Origin of the sequence: Alienimonas chondri, assembly GCF_013036045.1 — a bacterium.
GTDB lineage: Bacteria > Planctomycetota > Planctomycetia > Planctomycetales > Planctomycetaceae > Alienimonas > Alienimonas chondri.
Window position 1 is genome coordinate 1 of record NZ_WTPX01000117.1, and the last position, 15238, is coordinate 15238.

Below are 15238 nucleotides of genomic sequence, written 5' to 3' on the forward strand. Positions count from 1 at the left end.
GGCGGGGACGGACGGCATCGAACACATCATATGGGCGCCGCCACGGATCGCGGCGGACCGCTGCCGTTGTCGGTCGGAGACGGGCGTCGGGTCAATCCCGCGTCGCGGTTCCCGGAAACCCGATCGGGCAAATGCAGATTCATGGGGTAGGCTTTTCGCAAGACACGAATCACGGACCCCTTCGCTCGCAGCGGCCGGCGCCGCTTGGGCTCCCGCTCGCTCCCGACGGTTTGGCTGATGACTCCCGCCCCCATCTCGCTGTCCGACGTCATTTCGCTGACCGACGCCGAGCCGCTGACCGAGGCCAATTCGCTGACCGAGGCCGAGCCGCTGCGGTCCGAGTTCGCCGACGACGAGGACTTCGCCGTCATCCTTGAGCCGTACCTCGCGGGAATCGACGCGAAGATTCAGGCGATGCGGGAGGCGGCGGAGGCGCTGCCGCACGATCGCGAGCCGGTCCGCGACCTCGCCCATCAGATCAAGGGTTCGGCCGGGGGATATGGCTTCCCGCAGGTCACCGAAGCGGCGTGGGCGACGCTCGTCGCCTGCAAGCAGGGCGACGCCGCCGCCGTGGAGGCGAACGTCGAGGAATTGCTCGGCCTCATGTCCCGAATGTCCGCGTCGTGTCACGCGACGACGGGCTGAAACCCCGCGGAAACCGGCTGTCGGCTTGCCCCGAACCGCGCGGGGCGGTCCGATGCGGGGGTCGCCCCGTTCCGTGATTCCCCTATCGAGTCGAGTCCGCCGTGTTACGCCGTTCGCATTTCGTCCGCTCCTCCGGCCTTCGTCTCGTCGGGGCGGGGGGCGCCCTGCTGATCGCATTCTGCGCCGGGCGGTTGTCCGACGCCCCGGTCATGCCGGTCGCGGAGGCCCAGGAGGAGGCGATCGATGAGTCGATCGTCGCGCGGATCAAAGAAGGCTTTGAAGGCTTGCGTCGCGCGCAGGTCGCGCTGGAGCAGTCCGGCCGCTATGTGCCGGCGGCGAACGGGGTGAACTCGTTCATCGTGTTGGCGGGCGGATACGATGTGTTGAACTCCCTGGAGACCGGCCGGGGCGTCGATCCGGAGACCTACGCCGCTCTCGAAGCCGGGTTCGCTCCGCAGCACGTGCTCAGCGAGCTGGGCCGGGATGAGAACGGCCGCTTGACCTATAAGAAAGAACTGGTCCGGCTGATGTCTCGCGAGACCCTGCGGACGCTGTACCTCCGTCGCGGCGAAGTGCTCGGCGAAGCGCTCTGAGCGACCCGCCGAGACGCGGCGCCGAGCGGCGGCCGTACCCGGCGGACGGTCATCAGCATCCGGTTTTCAGCAGGCCGGCGATCACAGCAGCCCATCGAAGCGTTCCGACGTGCGTCACCGGCAAGATCGTCGGTTCCCGTGCATTCTTCACGTCGATGCGGCGGCGTGGAGCGACCGGCCGAAACTGAAGGAGACGCTTCGGTCCCGCGGGACGAAGCGACCTAATCTCGAAAAGTCCATGGCCAAGGGACGCTTCGGCTGAAGCGTTCGTACAACCCGTCCGTCGGGCAGGTCGGCTGAACTTTTCGGGCTTGACGCTGGATTCTGACGCCCGATCGGGTGAATGCGTCCGGTAGACTGGCATCCGCCGGACCTCGTGTTCACACACCTCGCCTCACACCCCGGGAGACGTCCCATGTCGCTCCGCACTCGCCGCCCGCTCCCGGGCCAATCGTCTATGGATTGCTTTGGTCTGCCGCGTTTGGTCCGCCGGGCCTTGCCGCTGGCCTTCGCCGCCGCGCTGGTCGCCCTGCCGTCCGCGTCGGCCCAGGACGATGTCCAACCGGCCCTCGGCGCCCCGGTCGACGTCGACCCGCTGGCGGCCGACGAACTGGCTCCGGTTGCGGCCCCGCCGGTCGATGGGGTTGCGGGACGCGTGTCCGGCTCCTTCGACCTTCAGCGGATTCGCACGGAGCAATTGGCCACGTCCGTCGGCAACGCGATCGATCGGACGCGGGTCTACGCGGTTCGGAACCCGGATCTGGCGATCGTCGAGCTGAAGCAGGCGCTGTTGAGCGTCCAGACGGCCGACGACGTGAATCCGATCACCCGCGGCCAGCTCCTGCGGCAACTGGAAACGGAAATCCAGAAGGCGCAGAACCTGTCCATTCGGGCCGAAGAGAATCGGCTGCAGGGGCAGATCGCCCAGTCGGAAGTGATCGCCGCCGAACGGGCGCTCGAAGCCCTGCGGACCGAGGAAGAGAACCTCGAACAGCTCATCGATCAGGTGCGGGCGTCGATCGACGATGCCGTGCACGGCGACGACTTCGCTTATGAGGAAGCGGAAACGTTCGCCCGGGAAGCCGTGAACCTGCGGCCGGGGAACATGCCCGCGACCGCCGCGGTGTTCACCGCCGAGGCGGCCGGTCAGCTGAACAAGGCGTTCCGCCTGCGGAGCATCCGCAACGACCGCTTCCTCGAAACCCTGTATCAGGTGGAACTGAGCCACGTGCCGTTCCCGGACGAGCCGCCCGTGCGGTTCCCGGCGGCGTCGGTCTGGGAAGAGCTGTCCCGCCGCCGGAAGACGCGTTACAGCGCCGTCAGCCTCCAGGCCGACAGCGCGGCCGAAGAACGGATCCGGGCGCAGCTCGACGTTCCCACGAGTCTCGCGGGCCTGCGTCCCGGCGATACGTTGGCGGAAGCGCTCGACACGCTCGCCAGCATCCATCAGATCACGATTCTCCCGGACATTGCCCGGTTGGATCTGGAAGGCATCGATCTGCGGGACCTGCCGATCGAGAATCCTCCGGTGCTCGAAGGCGTGAAGCTCAAAAGCGCCCTGAAGCTGCTGCTGGAATCCGTTCAGGATGTGCCGCTGACCTACATCGTCGAAGATGAGGTCATGAAAATCACGACGCAGGATTACGCGGACGAACGCCTCTTCACCCGCGTCTACCCGGTCGGCGACTTGGTGATCCCGATCCTCTCCGGCGGCGGTCTCGGCGGCGGTCTCGGCGGCGGTCTGGGCGGTCAGGGCGGCGGTCTGGGCGGTCAGGGCGGCGGCTTCGGCGGTCAGGGCGGCGGCGGCTTCGGCGGCCAGGGCGGCGGCGGCTTCGGCGGCGGAGCGTTCAGCCTGCCCCCGGAGGATCTGCAGGCCGACGATGCGGAAAAAAAAACTCTCTGACGCAGTCTGAGGACTCCGCGGACGCGAACAGCCGCCCGGTCGGGACCCAGTCCCGGCCGGGCGGTTCCGCGTCCGGATCCGAAGCTGTGACGCCCGAAAGCAAGCTGCCGGAAGGCATGGCGGAGGGGCTGGAGATCGACCGAAAGTTCAGCCGGAAGATCCGTCAGCTCGATAGAGCGGGCGAGCATGAGGAAGTCATTCGCCTGATCCGAGAACGAATCGACGCCGGCGAGGCCCGGCCCTGGATGTATGAGGTGCTCGGTCTCACCCTGCAGCTGACCGGCGCGGGCGAGGAAGAGGTCGCCGACGCGATCCTCGGCGGATTCCATCCCGAGGCCGCGGACCCCCCGGCGCTGCTGGCCGCGGCGACGTATATGCATCAACTCGGACTCGATCGGCGAGCGTTCGCCCTGTGTCGAATGGCGGTCGAACGAGCCGAGGAGGCGGCGGAACCGTACGGGATGGCCTTGGAGATGGCCCCGCCGGAGGAGCGTCCCCGGGACGCCGTGTGGGCCGCGGCCGGCGTGTTGAGGACGGCGTGGGGCGTGCGGGCCGAGCCGGCCCGCGAGCAAGCCGAGTTGGTCGCGGAGTCGGCCCTGCGAGAACTCCGCCGCCGCGGGGACGAGGAGGGGCTTGCCGAGGCGAACGCGTTGCTCGCCGACGCCCAGCGAGCCGACCTGATCGTCCGCGTGCGTTGGAGCGGAAACGCCGACGTCGATCTGACCGTCACGGAACCGCCCGGCACCGTCACCAGCGCCACGATGCGGCGCAGCGCCGGCGGCGGCGTGCTGGTGCGGGACGGGTTCGGACCGGATCGGGCGACCGCGATGGAGGAATACCGCGTCCCCAAGGCGTTCGACGGCGTCTATCTCCTGAGCGTCGGCCTCACCACCGGCGAGCCGGTCGGCCAGCGGGTGCGGGTCGAAGTGATCCGCCATGCCGGCTCCCCTTCGGAGAGCCGGGAGGAATTCACCGTGCCGTTGAAGGCCGTTCACACGCCCTCCCTGATCACGTTGAAGGGCGGTCGCCGGATGAGCCTCGCCACGATCGACGTGCGCACCCCCCCGAGGGCTCCCCGTCGCTTGAAGCTCGCCGACCTCACCGATCGCGGCGCCGGCGTGGCGAGCGGGCGCGGGTTCGGACCGTCGCCCGGCGTGAACAACCAGTTCGGCGGCGTCGGCGCCGGCGGCGGAGTCGTCGGCTATCAGCCGGACGTGCAACTGCTCAATGAAGGCATCACGCTCGGGGCGACCGCGGTCGTCAGCGCCGACCGCCGCTACGTGAGGCTGTCGCTGTCGCCCCAGTTCACGAACATCATCGACGTATTCAACTTCACTTTCGCCGGCACGAACACCGGCGGCGGCCCCGGCCCCGGCGGCATCCCCGGCGGCGGCTTCGGCGGCCCGACCCCCGGCGGAAACTGACCGGCGAGCGGCGGGCGTCAGCCTGCTGAGCCGAACAAGTCGCGTAGCCTCAGAGCCCGCATCCGGAAAGCCTCAGGGGGCTGACGCCCCCTGCTCGCCGGGGCAGCCTCACGCACGGACCAGGCCCGGCGTCACGTCGCAGTCGAGCGGGGCGAACTCACCCCGTTCGACGATCTCCCACGCCAGGCCGGCCATCGCGGCGTTGTCGACGCAGTACTCCATCGGGGCGATGCACAGCCGCACCTGCCGGCGATTACACAGTTCCGTCAGCCCCTCGCGGAGCGCCCGGTTCGCCGCGACGCCCCCGCCGACCAGCAGCGTCGGACGGCCGGTCTGCTTCAACGCGACTTCGCATTTCCCCACGATCACGTCCACGGCCGCCGCTTGGAACGACGCGGCGAGATCCGCGATCCGGCCCTCGTCCAGCGGCGGGACGGGCGCCTCGGGCGAGTTCGGATTGCCCAGCGCCGCGTACCGCACCGCGGTTTTCAAGCCGCTGAAGCTGACGGCGAGATCCGGCCGGTTCATCATCGGACGCGGCAGCGGGACGGCCTCCGGATCGCCCTTCATGGCGGCCTGCTGCACGCTCGGTCCGCCGGGGTAGGGGAGGCCGAGCAGCCGAGCGACCTTGTCGAACGCCTCGCCGGCGGCGTCGTCGATCGTGCTGCCGATCAGTTTCGACCGCACCGGATCGGGGCAGTCGTACCAGTTCGTGTGTCCGCCGGAGACCACTAACCCGCAAGCGGGAAAGATGTCTTCCCCGAACGCCAACCGGCAGGCGTAGAGGTGCGCCCGCAGATGATCGACGGCCACCAGCGGCAGCCCCCAAACGGCCGCCAGCGTCTTCGCCGCGGTCACGCCGACCAGCAGCGAACCGACCAACCCCGGATGCGTGACGACCGCGATCGCGGAGAGATCGGCGCCCGTCACGCCCGCTTCGTCCATCGCCTCCTTGAGGACGGGCAGAATGCGCTCGACATGGGCCCGCGAGGCGATCTCCGGCACGACGCCGCCGAACCGTTCGTGCAACGCCGCCTGCGTGCTGACGACGCTCGACAGCACGGACCGATCCGCCGCGATCACCGCGGCGGCGGTTTCGTCGCAACTCGATTCGATCGCGAGGATCGGCTTGGAAGAATCCATTATGCAGGCGAGCGGGGGGCGTCAGCCCCCTGAGGCAAACGATGTGCGATGACGAAAACGACGAGGTGGCGAAGCGAGAAACCCTCAGGGGGCTGACGCCCCCCGCTCGCCTCCATCGACGCTGAGAACCTCCAACGCGGCGGCGATGTGGGGGTCTTCGGTCGGCTCGTATTCTTCAACGTCGTTCGTCACCACGGAGCCGACCGGGCGATCGCGGACGATGCGGTCGATGTTCAGGTTCCGGCGCTGCTTCAACGTGAGGGGAAGGCGGTAGCCCTCGTCCGGGGTGACGCCCCACTCGGCCTCTTCATCGGACTGGCGGGCCGGGCGGTTCATCGGGCCGGGGCGTTGGATGTTCGCCCCGCTGGGCCGCAGGTAGGCCGCGGTGGTGAGCTTCAACGCGGTGCGTCCGCCGCCGAGGTTGATGACGCTTTGCACGCTGCCTTTGCCCCAGGTGCGCTCGCCGATGATCGTCGCCCGGCCGGCGTCCTGCAGGGCGGCGGAGACGATCTCGCTGGCGCTGGCGCTGAACCGATCGACCAGCACGGCGACCTTCAAGCCTTCGGCGGGACCGCCGGGCAGGGCGTCGAACGCCTGCGGGGCGACGTTGCGACCGGCCGTCGAGACGATCCGGCCGTCCTTCAGAAATAGGTCCGCGACCGCGACCGCCTGACTCAGAAGCCCGCCCGGATTGCCGCGGAGATCGAGGATCACCCCCTCCGCCCCGGCGGCCTGCAACGTGGCCAGCGCCGCGGTCAGTTCGCGATCGGTGCCGGCGGCGAACTTCGTCACCCGCAGCATGCCGATCTTGGGTGCGTCCTCATCGTCGTTCGGCAGGAGGAAGTCCCATGATCCGTCGGCCCGGCGGGTTTCTCCCAGCACGGTCGGCACGCGGACGTCGTCGCGGACGACGGTCAGCTCGATCATCTCGTCTTGGCCGGGGCGGAGGAGGCCGAGTTTCACCGGTTCGCCGGCGGGGCCCTTGATGCGGGCGGTGACATCGGAGGTGTCGAGGCCGTCCACGCTTTCGCCGTCGACCTGTGCGATCACATCGCCGGCCCGCACGCCGGCCTCCGCGGCGGGGGTGCCCGGCAGGGGGGCGGTGACGGTCAGTCGGCCGGTGTCGGCGTCCGGCAGGATTTGCACGCCGATGCCGATGAACTGCCCCTCCACCTCCCGGGCGAATCGGCCGACTTCCTCGTCATCAAGATAGGTGCTGTACGGATCGAGCCGGGCGACCATCCCGTCGATCGCCGCTTCGAGCAGTTCCTCGCGGCTGACTTCAGTGACGTAGTTCCGCTCGATCTGCTCGAAGGAATCCGCGAACTCCCGCATCAGTCGCAGCAATTCCTCGCGATCCTCCCGCGGATCGCTCGACTCGTCCTCGACGAGGCCCGGCGCGGCGTCCTCCGCGGGCGTCTCGGTGGGCACCTCTTGGGCGATCGCGGCGCTCGACCCGGGCAGCGCCAGCGCACCGGCGAGCAGCCCGGCGGAGAGGAACCGAGAGCGACGGGAACGGAGCACGGGCGGTTATCCGGTCGAGGGAAGAGTTCGGCGGGGAGATCGCCGGCGGATCGGGGGCAGTGTAGGCGGTCCGTCGCCGGACCGTACACTGGCCGCGTGAACCTCCCGTTTCCCGATCTCGATCTGCCCGCCCCGGGGGCTCACGCCCCCGGCTCGCCCGCGACCCGTGGGGGGACCGTGCGACTGCTATGCGGGACGCCGCGGGGCGGAAAGACCGGTGCGCTGCTGACGGAATACGCCGCCGCCCTGCAAGCCGCTTGGGCGGACGACCGCATGGGCGCCTGCCTGTGGCTCACGCCGAACCGGCTCAGCCGAGCGGCGGTGCGGGAGGATCTGGCGGAAAAGATCGGCGGGCCGCTGCTCGATCCGGGGGTGAAGACCTTCGAAAACCTGACCGACGATCTGCTCTCGGACGGCCGACTTTGGCGGAACCTGGATGCGAATCTGGGCCGGGAACGCCCGTCGGGCGAGCGCTATCGCACGCTCTCGGGCGTTTCTCGTCGTCGCGTGTTGCGGGCGGTGATCGACGCGGAAGTCGCGGCCGGTCGGCTCTCGCACTTCGCCCGCATCGCCCGGACCGGCGGGTTCCTCACCCTGCTCGAACGGCAGGTGCGGGCCTGGAAGTACGCGGAAGTCTGGCCGGAAGACGAATCGTTGCAGACCGGCGGCCCCGCCCGTCGGGATCTCGTTCGCTTGTACGCCGCCTATCAGGAACGCCTGCGGAACCCGCCGGACGGCGGCCCGTCCCTGTTCGATGCCGAGGGCCGCGTGTGGGCGGCTCGCACGCTGCTGTGCGAAGGCGGCGCCGAGGGCGGCGAGGGCCGGTTGGATCTGCTGGTGGCCGACGGGTTCACCAGCTTCACGGCGACCCAGCGGGATCTGCTGGCGGCGCTGGCCTCGTCGGCGGGCGCCGCGGTGATCGCTCTGCCGTTGGAGCGAGACTCCGGCATGACGGCGACGCCCCGCGAGGGCGAACCGTTCCGCCCCGATCTCTTCCAGCCGGTCTGGCAAAGCGTGGACGAACTGTCCGATCCGCTGGCCGAGCGAGACGTCGAGACGGAGTACGCCTGGCACGTCCCCCGTCGCCCGGACGACGCCCTCGGGCATCTCGCCGCGTGGTTGTTTGACGAATCGGACCGACCCGCCCCCCGCCGCAGGGACGCGACCAGCATCACGCTGCACCGGGCCGGACGGATCGAAGACGAGGTGCGGGCGACCGTCGCGGGGGTGAAACGTCTGCTGGCCCGGGGGGCGAGGGCGGATCGCGTCGTCGTGACGGCCCGGGATCTCAGCGGCTACGCGGAGGAGTTCTTCCGCCTGTGCGACGCGAGCGGCGTGCCGGTCGACGCGGAGCGACCGCTACCCCTCGCCGGTCGGCCGGCGGTGCGGGCACTGCTGGCCCCGTGGCGGGCGGAGGCGTCCGGCTGGGGGATGCGGGGGTTGCTGAGCGTACTGCGAGACCCGTCGTTCGGCTTTCCTCCCGGCGCCGCGACGGCGGTCGCCCGCGTGCTGCGATTCGCCAACGTCGGCGAGGACCGGTTCGCCATCCTCAGAGCCCTCGACGCGTTCGCCCCGGAGGAGCCGACGGACCGGAGCGCTGCGGAGGAAGGCGAGGCGCCGGAGCGGGCGGCATCGATCGACCGCGACGCCCCGGTTGAAGTGGACCGTCGACTCGCGTTGAGGGCGGGCGAGACGCTCGACGCGGCGCTCGCCCCGGCTCGTACCCCGGCCGACCCGGCGGGCTGGGTCGAGCGACTACGGGAACTGATCGCGGCGCTGGGGTTCGATCCCGCCGCCGCGGCCGCGCCCCGGGAGCCGTGGGAGGACGACGCCGAAGATTTGGAGGCCGCGCTCCGCTGGCTCAGCGAAGCCGCCGCGGAGCACGCCGCCGACGCGGACCGGGTCGGCGAGGGCGAGGAGGGCGGCGCCCTGCTCTCGCTGGGCGAGTTCCTGCGGTGGGCGGACGAATTGCTGGGAGCCGCCCGGGTGCCGGGGCCGCCGGCGGTCGCGGGCGGGGTGGCGTTCGTCGATGCGGAGACCGCCCGGACGGCGGGTTGCGATCATCTGTTCGTGCTGGGGTTGGGCGAGGGGCAGTTCCCCCGTCCGCCGAATCCGGCCGATCCGGCGCCGCCGCGATCCGGGGAGGACGCGGACGATCCCGCGACCCTCGCCGACGCCGCCGCTCGGGCGGAGATGCTGCTGTTCTACGGCGTCGTCACGCGGCCGTCGGAGTCGCTGACGCTGTCGTGGTCGACGTTGGACGAAAACGGCCGCGAGACGTTCCCCGGCCCGTTTGTGGAAGCGGTTCGCGATCTGTTCGCGCTGAACGCATTTCCCGTTCCGCCGCCCGTCAGCCTCTCCCCGATCCCCGGCGAGAACCGCACGCTGACCCCCGCGGACACCCGGGTGCGGGCGGTCTCCGAGCTCCGCGACGGCGGGCAGGCCGGCCCGCTGGCCCGGCTGCTGATCGAACCGAGCGAGGCGCCGGCGATCCGCTCGACGCTCGCGGCGGCGGCCAGCGGGCTATCAGTTCAGTGCCAGCGAACTGGAATCCTTCGCCGCGAACCCGTTCCGCTACTTTCTCGACCGCGTGCTGCGGGTCGAACGGCCGGACCCGCCGGGCCTGCGGGAGGATCGCATGAACCGCGGCACGGCGATGCACGCGGTATTGGCCCGGGCCTATCGCCGAACGATGGGCGAGGACGGCATTGATCCGACGCTTGAACTGCTGCGCGAGGAGGTCGCCTCGATGAAGCCCCGCGGGCGCCTGCTGGCCCGCTGGCACGAGGGGCTGTGGGAAACGGAGCGGGCGTTGCTGGCGGCGTGGTCCGAAGCGTTCCCGGCCCAGGCCGCGACGTATCGCAGCGATTTCGGCTCGAACTGGGACGAAGGGCCGTCCACGTCGCAACTCGAAGCGGCGTTTGGCTATCGCACGCCGGAGGAGGAGGACGAGGTCGTCCATCGCGACGATCGCCCCGACGCCGCCCGCTTCCCGAATCGCCCCGACGGCGTGCCCGTCACCGGCCGCATTGACCGGCTGGACGTCGGCACGATCGAAGGCGAAACGGCTTACAACATCGTCGATTACAAAACCGGTTCCTCCCTGCCGAAGTTCGCCGCCGAACAGATCGCCGGGGGCACCTCGCTGCAACTGGCTCTCTACGCGATTGCGGCGAAGCGGTGCGGCCTCGTGCCCGCGGACGCCGTCGCCCGCTTCCTGGTCTATTGGGGCGTAAAGGAGGAGGGACCGAAGAACGGCGTCTCGAACGGCCGCAAGAAGTGCGTCGAAGAGCTCCTGCCGACGCTGGAAGACGATCTCGACGCGATCGTCCCGCGACTGGCGGAGGCGATCCGCGGCGGCGTGTTCCCCATCTCCCCCGAAAAGGCGGAAACGCAGGTCTTCAGCGATCACGCCCGCGTCGGTCGGGCCGCGGAGGTGCGGGCGGTCGCCGAGCGACTCGAAAAATGGCCGCCCCCGTGGCACCCGGCTGCGGAGGAGAGCGACGACGATGAGTGACCGTTCCGCAACCCCTTCGCCCGTCGAAACGACCGGGCCGACGCTGCACGCGCAGCAGTCGGACGCGGTCGGGCACCGCATCAGTTCCGTCGGCCTCAGCGCCGGCGCCGGCTGCGGGAAGACGACCGTATTGATCGAGCGGTTCCTGCAAGAACTGGAACCGGCCGATGAGAATGACGGCCGCCCGCAGGGGCTGCCCGCGGTGGTGGCGATCACCTTTACGGAGAAGGCGACCGCGGAGATGGTCTCCCGCGTCCGGCGCTCGGTGGGCGAACGGCTCCGCGATCCCGCACGGGCGTCGCAGCGGAAGCATTGGCGCACGGTGCAGCGGCGGCTGGACACCGCCCGGATCAGCACGATTCACGGCTTCTGTACCACATTACTGAAGGAGAACGCTGCCGCCGCGGACCTCGATCCCGCCTTCCGCACGGTCGAAGCGACGGAGGAGGCCGACCTGCGGGCCGACGCCGTCGACGCGGCGCTCAAGACGGCCCTCGCCCGGTCGCCGGAGAAGCACGCTGATGAAGGCGCTCTCTCCCCCCGCGACCTCGTCACCCGTTGCGGGCTGACGACGGTACGGACGACGCTGCTGAACCTCCTCGATACGGATCGCAAACTGCTCGACCGGGAGTGGACGACCGAAACGCTCGTCGCCGCTCGGGCCGGGGCGTGGGAGCGGGAACTGATCGCCCCGCTGTTTGAAGCGCTGCGGGACTCGTCGCATTGGGCGGAGCTGCAGCCGGTGTTGACCCGGAACCTCCACACGAAGCCGGACAAGGCCGACGCCCGTCGCACGCTACTGACCGAGTGCGAACTGCTGTTCACCGGCCCTCCGCCGGACGCGAACGGGCTGCGATCGCGGTTGGCGGCGGTGCGGCCGTTGATGGTCGCCGGGAAGCTCGGTCAGTCCCCAAAGATGTGGGACGGCGAGGACTACGCGGTGATTCAGGCTCATCTCGCATCGTTCCGCGGGCTGGCGGACGAACTGTTGAAGACGCTGGGCGACGGCCCGCCGGACTTCGCCGCGGCGCTGCCGGCGGTGCGGGCGTACGTGCCGCTCGCCGCGGACGCCGCCCGGCGGTACGAGCGGGTGAAGCGGGAGACGGCCCGGTTGGACTTCGGCGATCAACTGCGGCTCGCGGCTCGGCTGCTGCGGGACGACGCGGTGCGGGAGAAGGTCTCCCGCTCGATCCGGCTGCTGATGGTCGACGAATTTCAGGACACCAGTCCCGTGCAAGCGGAGCTGGTCCGTCGCATCGCCGGTCTGGCCGCCGGCGAGGATGCCGGCAAGCTGTTCTTGGTGGGCGATGCGAAGCAGAGCATCTACCGCTTCACCGGCGCCGACCCGCAGGTGTTCGGGCGGATCCGCGGCGAGATTGCGCCCGCCGGCCGTCTGCCGCTGACGAAGAATTTTCGTTCCCGCCCGGAGATCCTGCGGTTCGTCAACGCGTTGTTCGCTCCGTCGATGGAGGACTACGAACCGCTCGAACCGCCGCCGGGCGGGGCGTTGGAATCAAGCAGCGACCCGCAGATCGAGTTTCTCCTGCCGACCGTGCCGCTCGGCCCCGGCGGGGCGAAGCCGAAGGCGGCGGAGTGCCGGGAGGTCGAAGCGAAATGGGTGGCTGCCCGCGTGCGGGAACTGCTCGACGGCGATGCCTGCGTCCGTGTGATATGCGAGCCGGACCGCGTGCCGGTACCGGGCGACGTCTGCCTGCTGTTCCGGGCGTTGACGGACGTGAAGCTGTATGAGGACGCCCTGCGGGAGGTGGGCGTCGACGCCTACATCGCCGGCGGGAAATCGTTCTTCGCCCAGCAGGAGGTGCAGGATCTGGTGCACCTGTTGCTCTGGTTGGACGATCCCGACGACACGCTCTCGCTGGCCGGAGTGCTCCGCAGTCCCCTGTGCGGCCTGTCCGACGACACCCTGTTCACCCTCTGCGACCGCCCCGCGGAACCGGAGGCCGGCGCCGCGGATAGGGTCGATGAACAGGTGCGGTTCGCCCCGCTCGCCGCCGCGGTTCTCGAAGACGCCTCATTCCCCCTTCCGGCTGAGCAGAACGAGCGGCTGTCGCACGTCCGCGGCGTGCTGCGGGGGCTGATCGCCGGGCGATCGCGGTTCGGACCGGGCGGGTTGTTGCAGCGGGCCGTCGAGGGGACCGGCTACGACGGGGCGTTGCTGCTGGAGTTCCTCGGCGAGCGCAAGCTGGCGAACTTGCGCAAGCTACTCCGCATGGCCCGCGACGCGGACGCCCTGCCGGACGGCGGCCTGCGGGGCTTCGCGGCCCGGTTGCTGGAGAGCGTGAAGGAGACGCTCAGCGAGGGCGAAGCGGCGACGGTCACGCAAGATCCGAACGTGGTCACGCTGATGACGGTGCATGGCTCAAAGGGGTTGGAATTCCCGATCGTCGTTGCCTGCGACCTGGATCGAAAGCCGCCCGGCGTGTCCGTCGAAGGCACGTTCGACCCGGATCTCGGGCCGATCGTGCCGCTGTCTCATCAGCACGGGGAGAAGCTCGAAGACCCCGGCGCCGAGATCTGGAAGGCCCGTGAGAAAGCCGCCGACGAAGCGGAGATCGTGCGCATCTTCTACGTCGCCGCGACGCGGGCGGCGGATCGGTTGATCCTCTCCGCGGCCCGCCCGGTCGATGAGAAAGCCGAGGGCACCGTCGTGCCCAAACGGCCGACCGGCATTCCGTTGAAGACGTTGGAAGCCGTCTTCGACCTCAAGACCGGCAAGCCGCACGCTCCGACTGTGAAGGGACCGCTGTACGAGCCGCCGGAGATCCGCACGCACGAAGTGAAACCCGCGGGCGTCGGCAAGGCGTTGCCCGGGTCGCGACGGGGGACGCCGCCCGGGAAATTCGCCTCGGTCCTTGCCGACACCGAACCCTGCGAGCCGTACGACCTGCGACGCCCGCTCCCCCCGGTTCGCTCGCGATTATTGCATGTCGCCGAACTGACGGAGCGAATAGCGACCGATGCGGAACGCGACGAACTGGCGGCGTTCCTCGAACCTGATTCCGACGCTGCGGCCGAGGCTCGTAAGCGGCTGCGGGAGGCCGTGCGAGCGCCGGGGAACGCGGCGGAGCGGCGGGACGTCGACTTCTTCCTCCCCTCGAGCGGCCCTGGGCGACCGGGGATCGACGGTCGTATGGAGCGCCTCTACCGGCTGGACGACGGCTGGTTATCGGCGGGCGTAGCGACCGCGACCGCGGCGGAGGTCGCCGCGGAGCGGCTGCCCGATCGCCTGGCGCCGCGGCTGTGGGCGGAGCGGGAAGCACTCCGATGGCTGGGCGGCGGGCAGGCGGCGCTAGTGTTGGTCGCTGCGGACGGCTCCTCCCGAGTCGTGCGGACGGACGACCTACCGGCGTCTGAAGTTTCCGCGGAGCGTCTTGAGACACTGCTGAAACGGATCGAACCATGACGCCGCCGCTGGCCGACGTGCGGTGGCTGAACTATCTGCACGAGAACCCGACGCTGATCGACGCCGCGGCCGAGGCGGGCAACGCCCCGGCGGCCCAACTGGCGCTGCGGGAGGAGCACCCCGCCGAAGCGGTCGCCGCGGCGCTCACGTTGTCCGAGCTTCGCCTGCGGGCCGAGGAGAAGTTTCGTCTGGGCGACCGCATGTGGTTCGACCGCGTCCGGCTCGAACAGGCCACCGGGGAGGCCGTTGCTCGTCATAAGGCTCGCCGATTCGCCGAGCGGGCCGAGGCGGCGAACGCCCCGTGGTTCGATCTGTGCGGCGGACTGGGCGGGGACGCGATCGCCCTCGCGGAGTACGCCCCCGTCCGCACCGTCGACCGCCATCCAGCCGCCGGCTGGATGGCCGCCCGCAACGCCGATCTGTACGGCGTGGGCTCGCGGGTCGAACCGCTGGCTGCGGATGTGGAAGGGATCGCCGCGGCCGGCGCCTTCGTCCATCTCGACCCGGACCGCCGCCCGTCGGGCGATCGCGGGTCGCGGCGGCGGGAGAAGCGGTTGGAGGACTACGCCCCCGGTCTGCCGTTCATGCAGCAGATCGCGGCGACCGCCGCGGGGGCGGCGATCAAGGTCAGCCCGGCGTCGAACTGGGGCGGGAAGTTCGTCGGCTGCGAGATCGAACTGATTTCGCACGGCGGCGAGTGCCGCGAGGCGACCGTCTGGTGCGGCGCCCTCGGCGATCCTCACATCCATCGGGCGACCGTGCTGCTTCCCGGCGAGCCGGGGGCGTCAGCCCCCGGAGCGATGCATTCCCAGACCCTCGCCGCGGACCCGTTCGATGCGATTCCGCACGTCGGGCCGATTGGGGAGGTTCTGTACGACCCGGACCCGTCCGTCGTGCGGGCCGGCCTGTTGGACGAACTGTGCGACCGAACCGGCCTGCGACGGACCGACGACGCGGAGGAGTATCTCACCGGCGAGCGTGTCGAGACGCCCTTCGCCGCGGCGTTCCGGGTGTTGGCCGTCTGCCCGAACAACGCCCGCCGCTACCGGGCGGCGGTGGGGGAGG

Annotated in this window: 9 protein-coding genes; 7 read left to right on the forward strand and 2 right to left on the reverse strand. The window is 70.2% G+C overall.

The window, feature by feature from the left end; genetic code table 11:
* The first annotated feature begins 237 nt into the window (after window positions 1-237).
* The 4 genes from LzC2_RS15610 (at window position 238) to LzC2_RS15625 (ending at window position 4565) form a co-directional block, all read left to right on the forward strand.
* A complete protein-coding gene (locus tag LzC2_RS15610) occupies window positions 238-645 on the forward strand; it encodes an Hpt domain-containing protein (protein ID WP_171188689.1) in 408 nt (135 codons plus the stop codon).
* Between the two features lie 101 nt (window positions 646-746).
* The gene (locus tag LzC2_RS15615) at window positions 747-1238 is read left to right on the forward strand and encodes a hypothetical protein (RefSeq protein ID WP_171188691.1); all 492 of its coding nucleotides are present in this window, start codon (window positions 747-749) and stop codon (window positions 1236-1238) included.
* 415 nt (window positions 1239-1653) lie between these two features.
* A complete protein-coding gene (locus LzC2_RS15620; RefSeq protein WP_206678746.1) occupies window positions 1654-3141 on the forward strand; it encodes a hypothetical protein in 1488 nt (495 codons plus the stop codon).
* A gap of 86 nt (window positions 3142-3227) precedes the next feature.
* Entirely contained in the window at window positions 3228-4565 is a 1338-nt protein-coding gene (locus LzC2_RS15625) for a hypothetical protein (RefSeq protein WP_171188692.1), read from the forward strand.
* Window positions 4566-4673: 108 nt separating this feature from the next.
* Here the strand turns inward: LzC2_RS15625 and tsaD are convergent, their stop codons facing one another.
* Together tsaD and LzC2_RS15635 are read right to left on the reverse strand one after the other, a co-directional pair.
* Window positions 4674-5708 (reverse strand): tRNA (adenosine(37)-N6)-threonylcarbamoyltransferase complex transferase subunit TsaD, encoded by a 1035-nt coding sequence (tsaD, locus tag LzC2_RS15630; RefSeq protein ID WP_171188694.1) that lies wholly within the window; start codon window positions 5706-5708, stop codon window positions 4674-4676.
* An 84-nt stretch (window positions 5709-5792) separates the two neighbouring features.
* The gene (locus tag LzC2_RS15635) at window positions 5793-7232 is read right to left on the reverse strand and encodes a S41 family peptidase (RefSeq protein WP_171188696.1); all 1440 of its coding nucleotides are present in this window, start codon (window positions 7230-7232) and stop codon (window positions 5793-5795) included.
* Window positions 7233-9777: 2545 nt separating this feature from the next.
* Here LzC2_RS15635 and LzC2_RS15640 point away from each other — a divergent pair.
* The 3 genes from LzC2_RS15640 to LzC2_RS15650 all read left to right on the forward strand — a co-directional run.
* Window positions 9778-10749, forward strand: a complete 972-nt coding sequence (locus tag LzC2_RS15640) for a PD-(D/E)XK nuclease family protein (RefSeq protein WP_171188703.1) — start codon at window positions 9778-9780, stop codon at window positions 10747-10749.
* On the forward strand, window positions 10742-14173 hold the full coding sequence (locus tag LzC2_RS15645) for a UvrD-helicase domain-containing protein (RefSeq protein WP_171188698.1): 3432 nt from the start codon (window positions 10742-10744) through the stop codon (window positions 14171-14173). Before LzC2_RS15640 ends, LzC2_RS15645 begins: the two co-directional genes overlap by 8 nt.
* Window positions 14170-15238 (forward strand): class I SAM-dependent methyltransferase (locus LzC2_RS15650; protein WP_171188701.1); only part of this gene is annotated, 1069 nt, incomplete at its 3' end. The genes LzC2_RS15645 and LzC2_RS15650, both read left to right, overlap by 4 nt.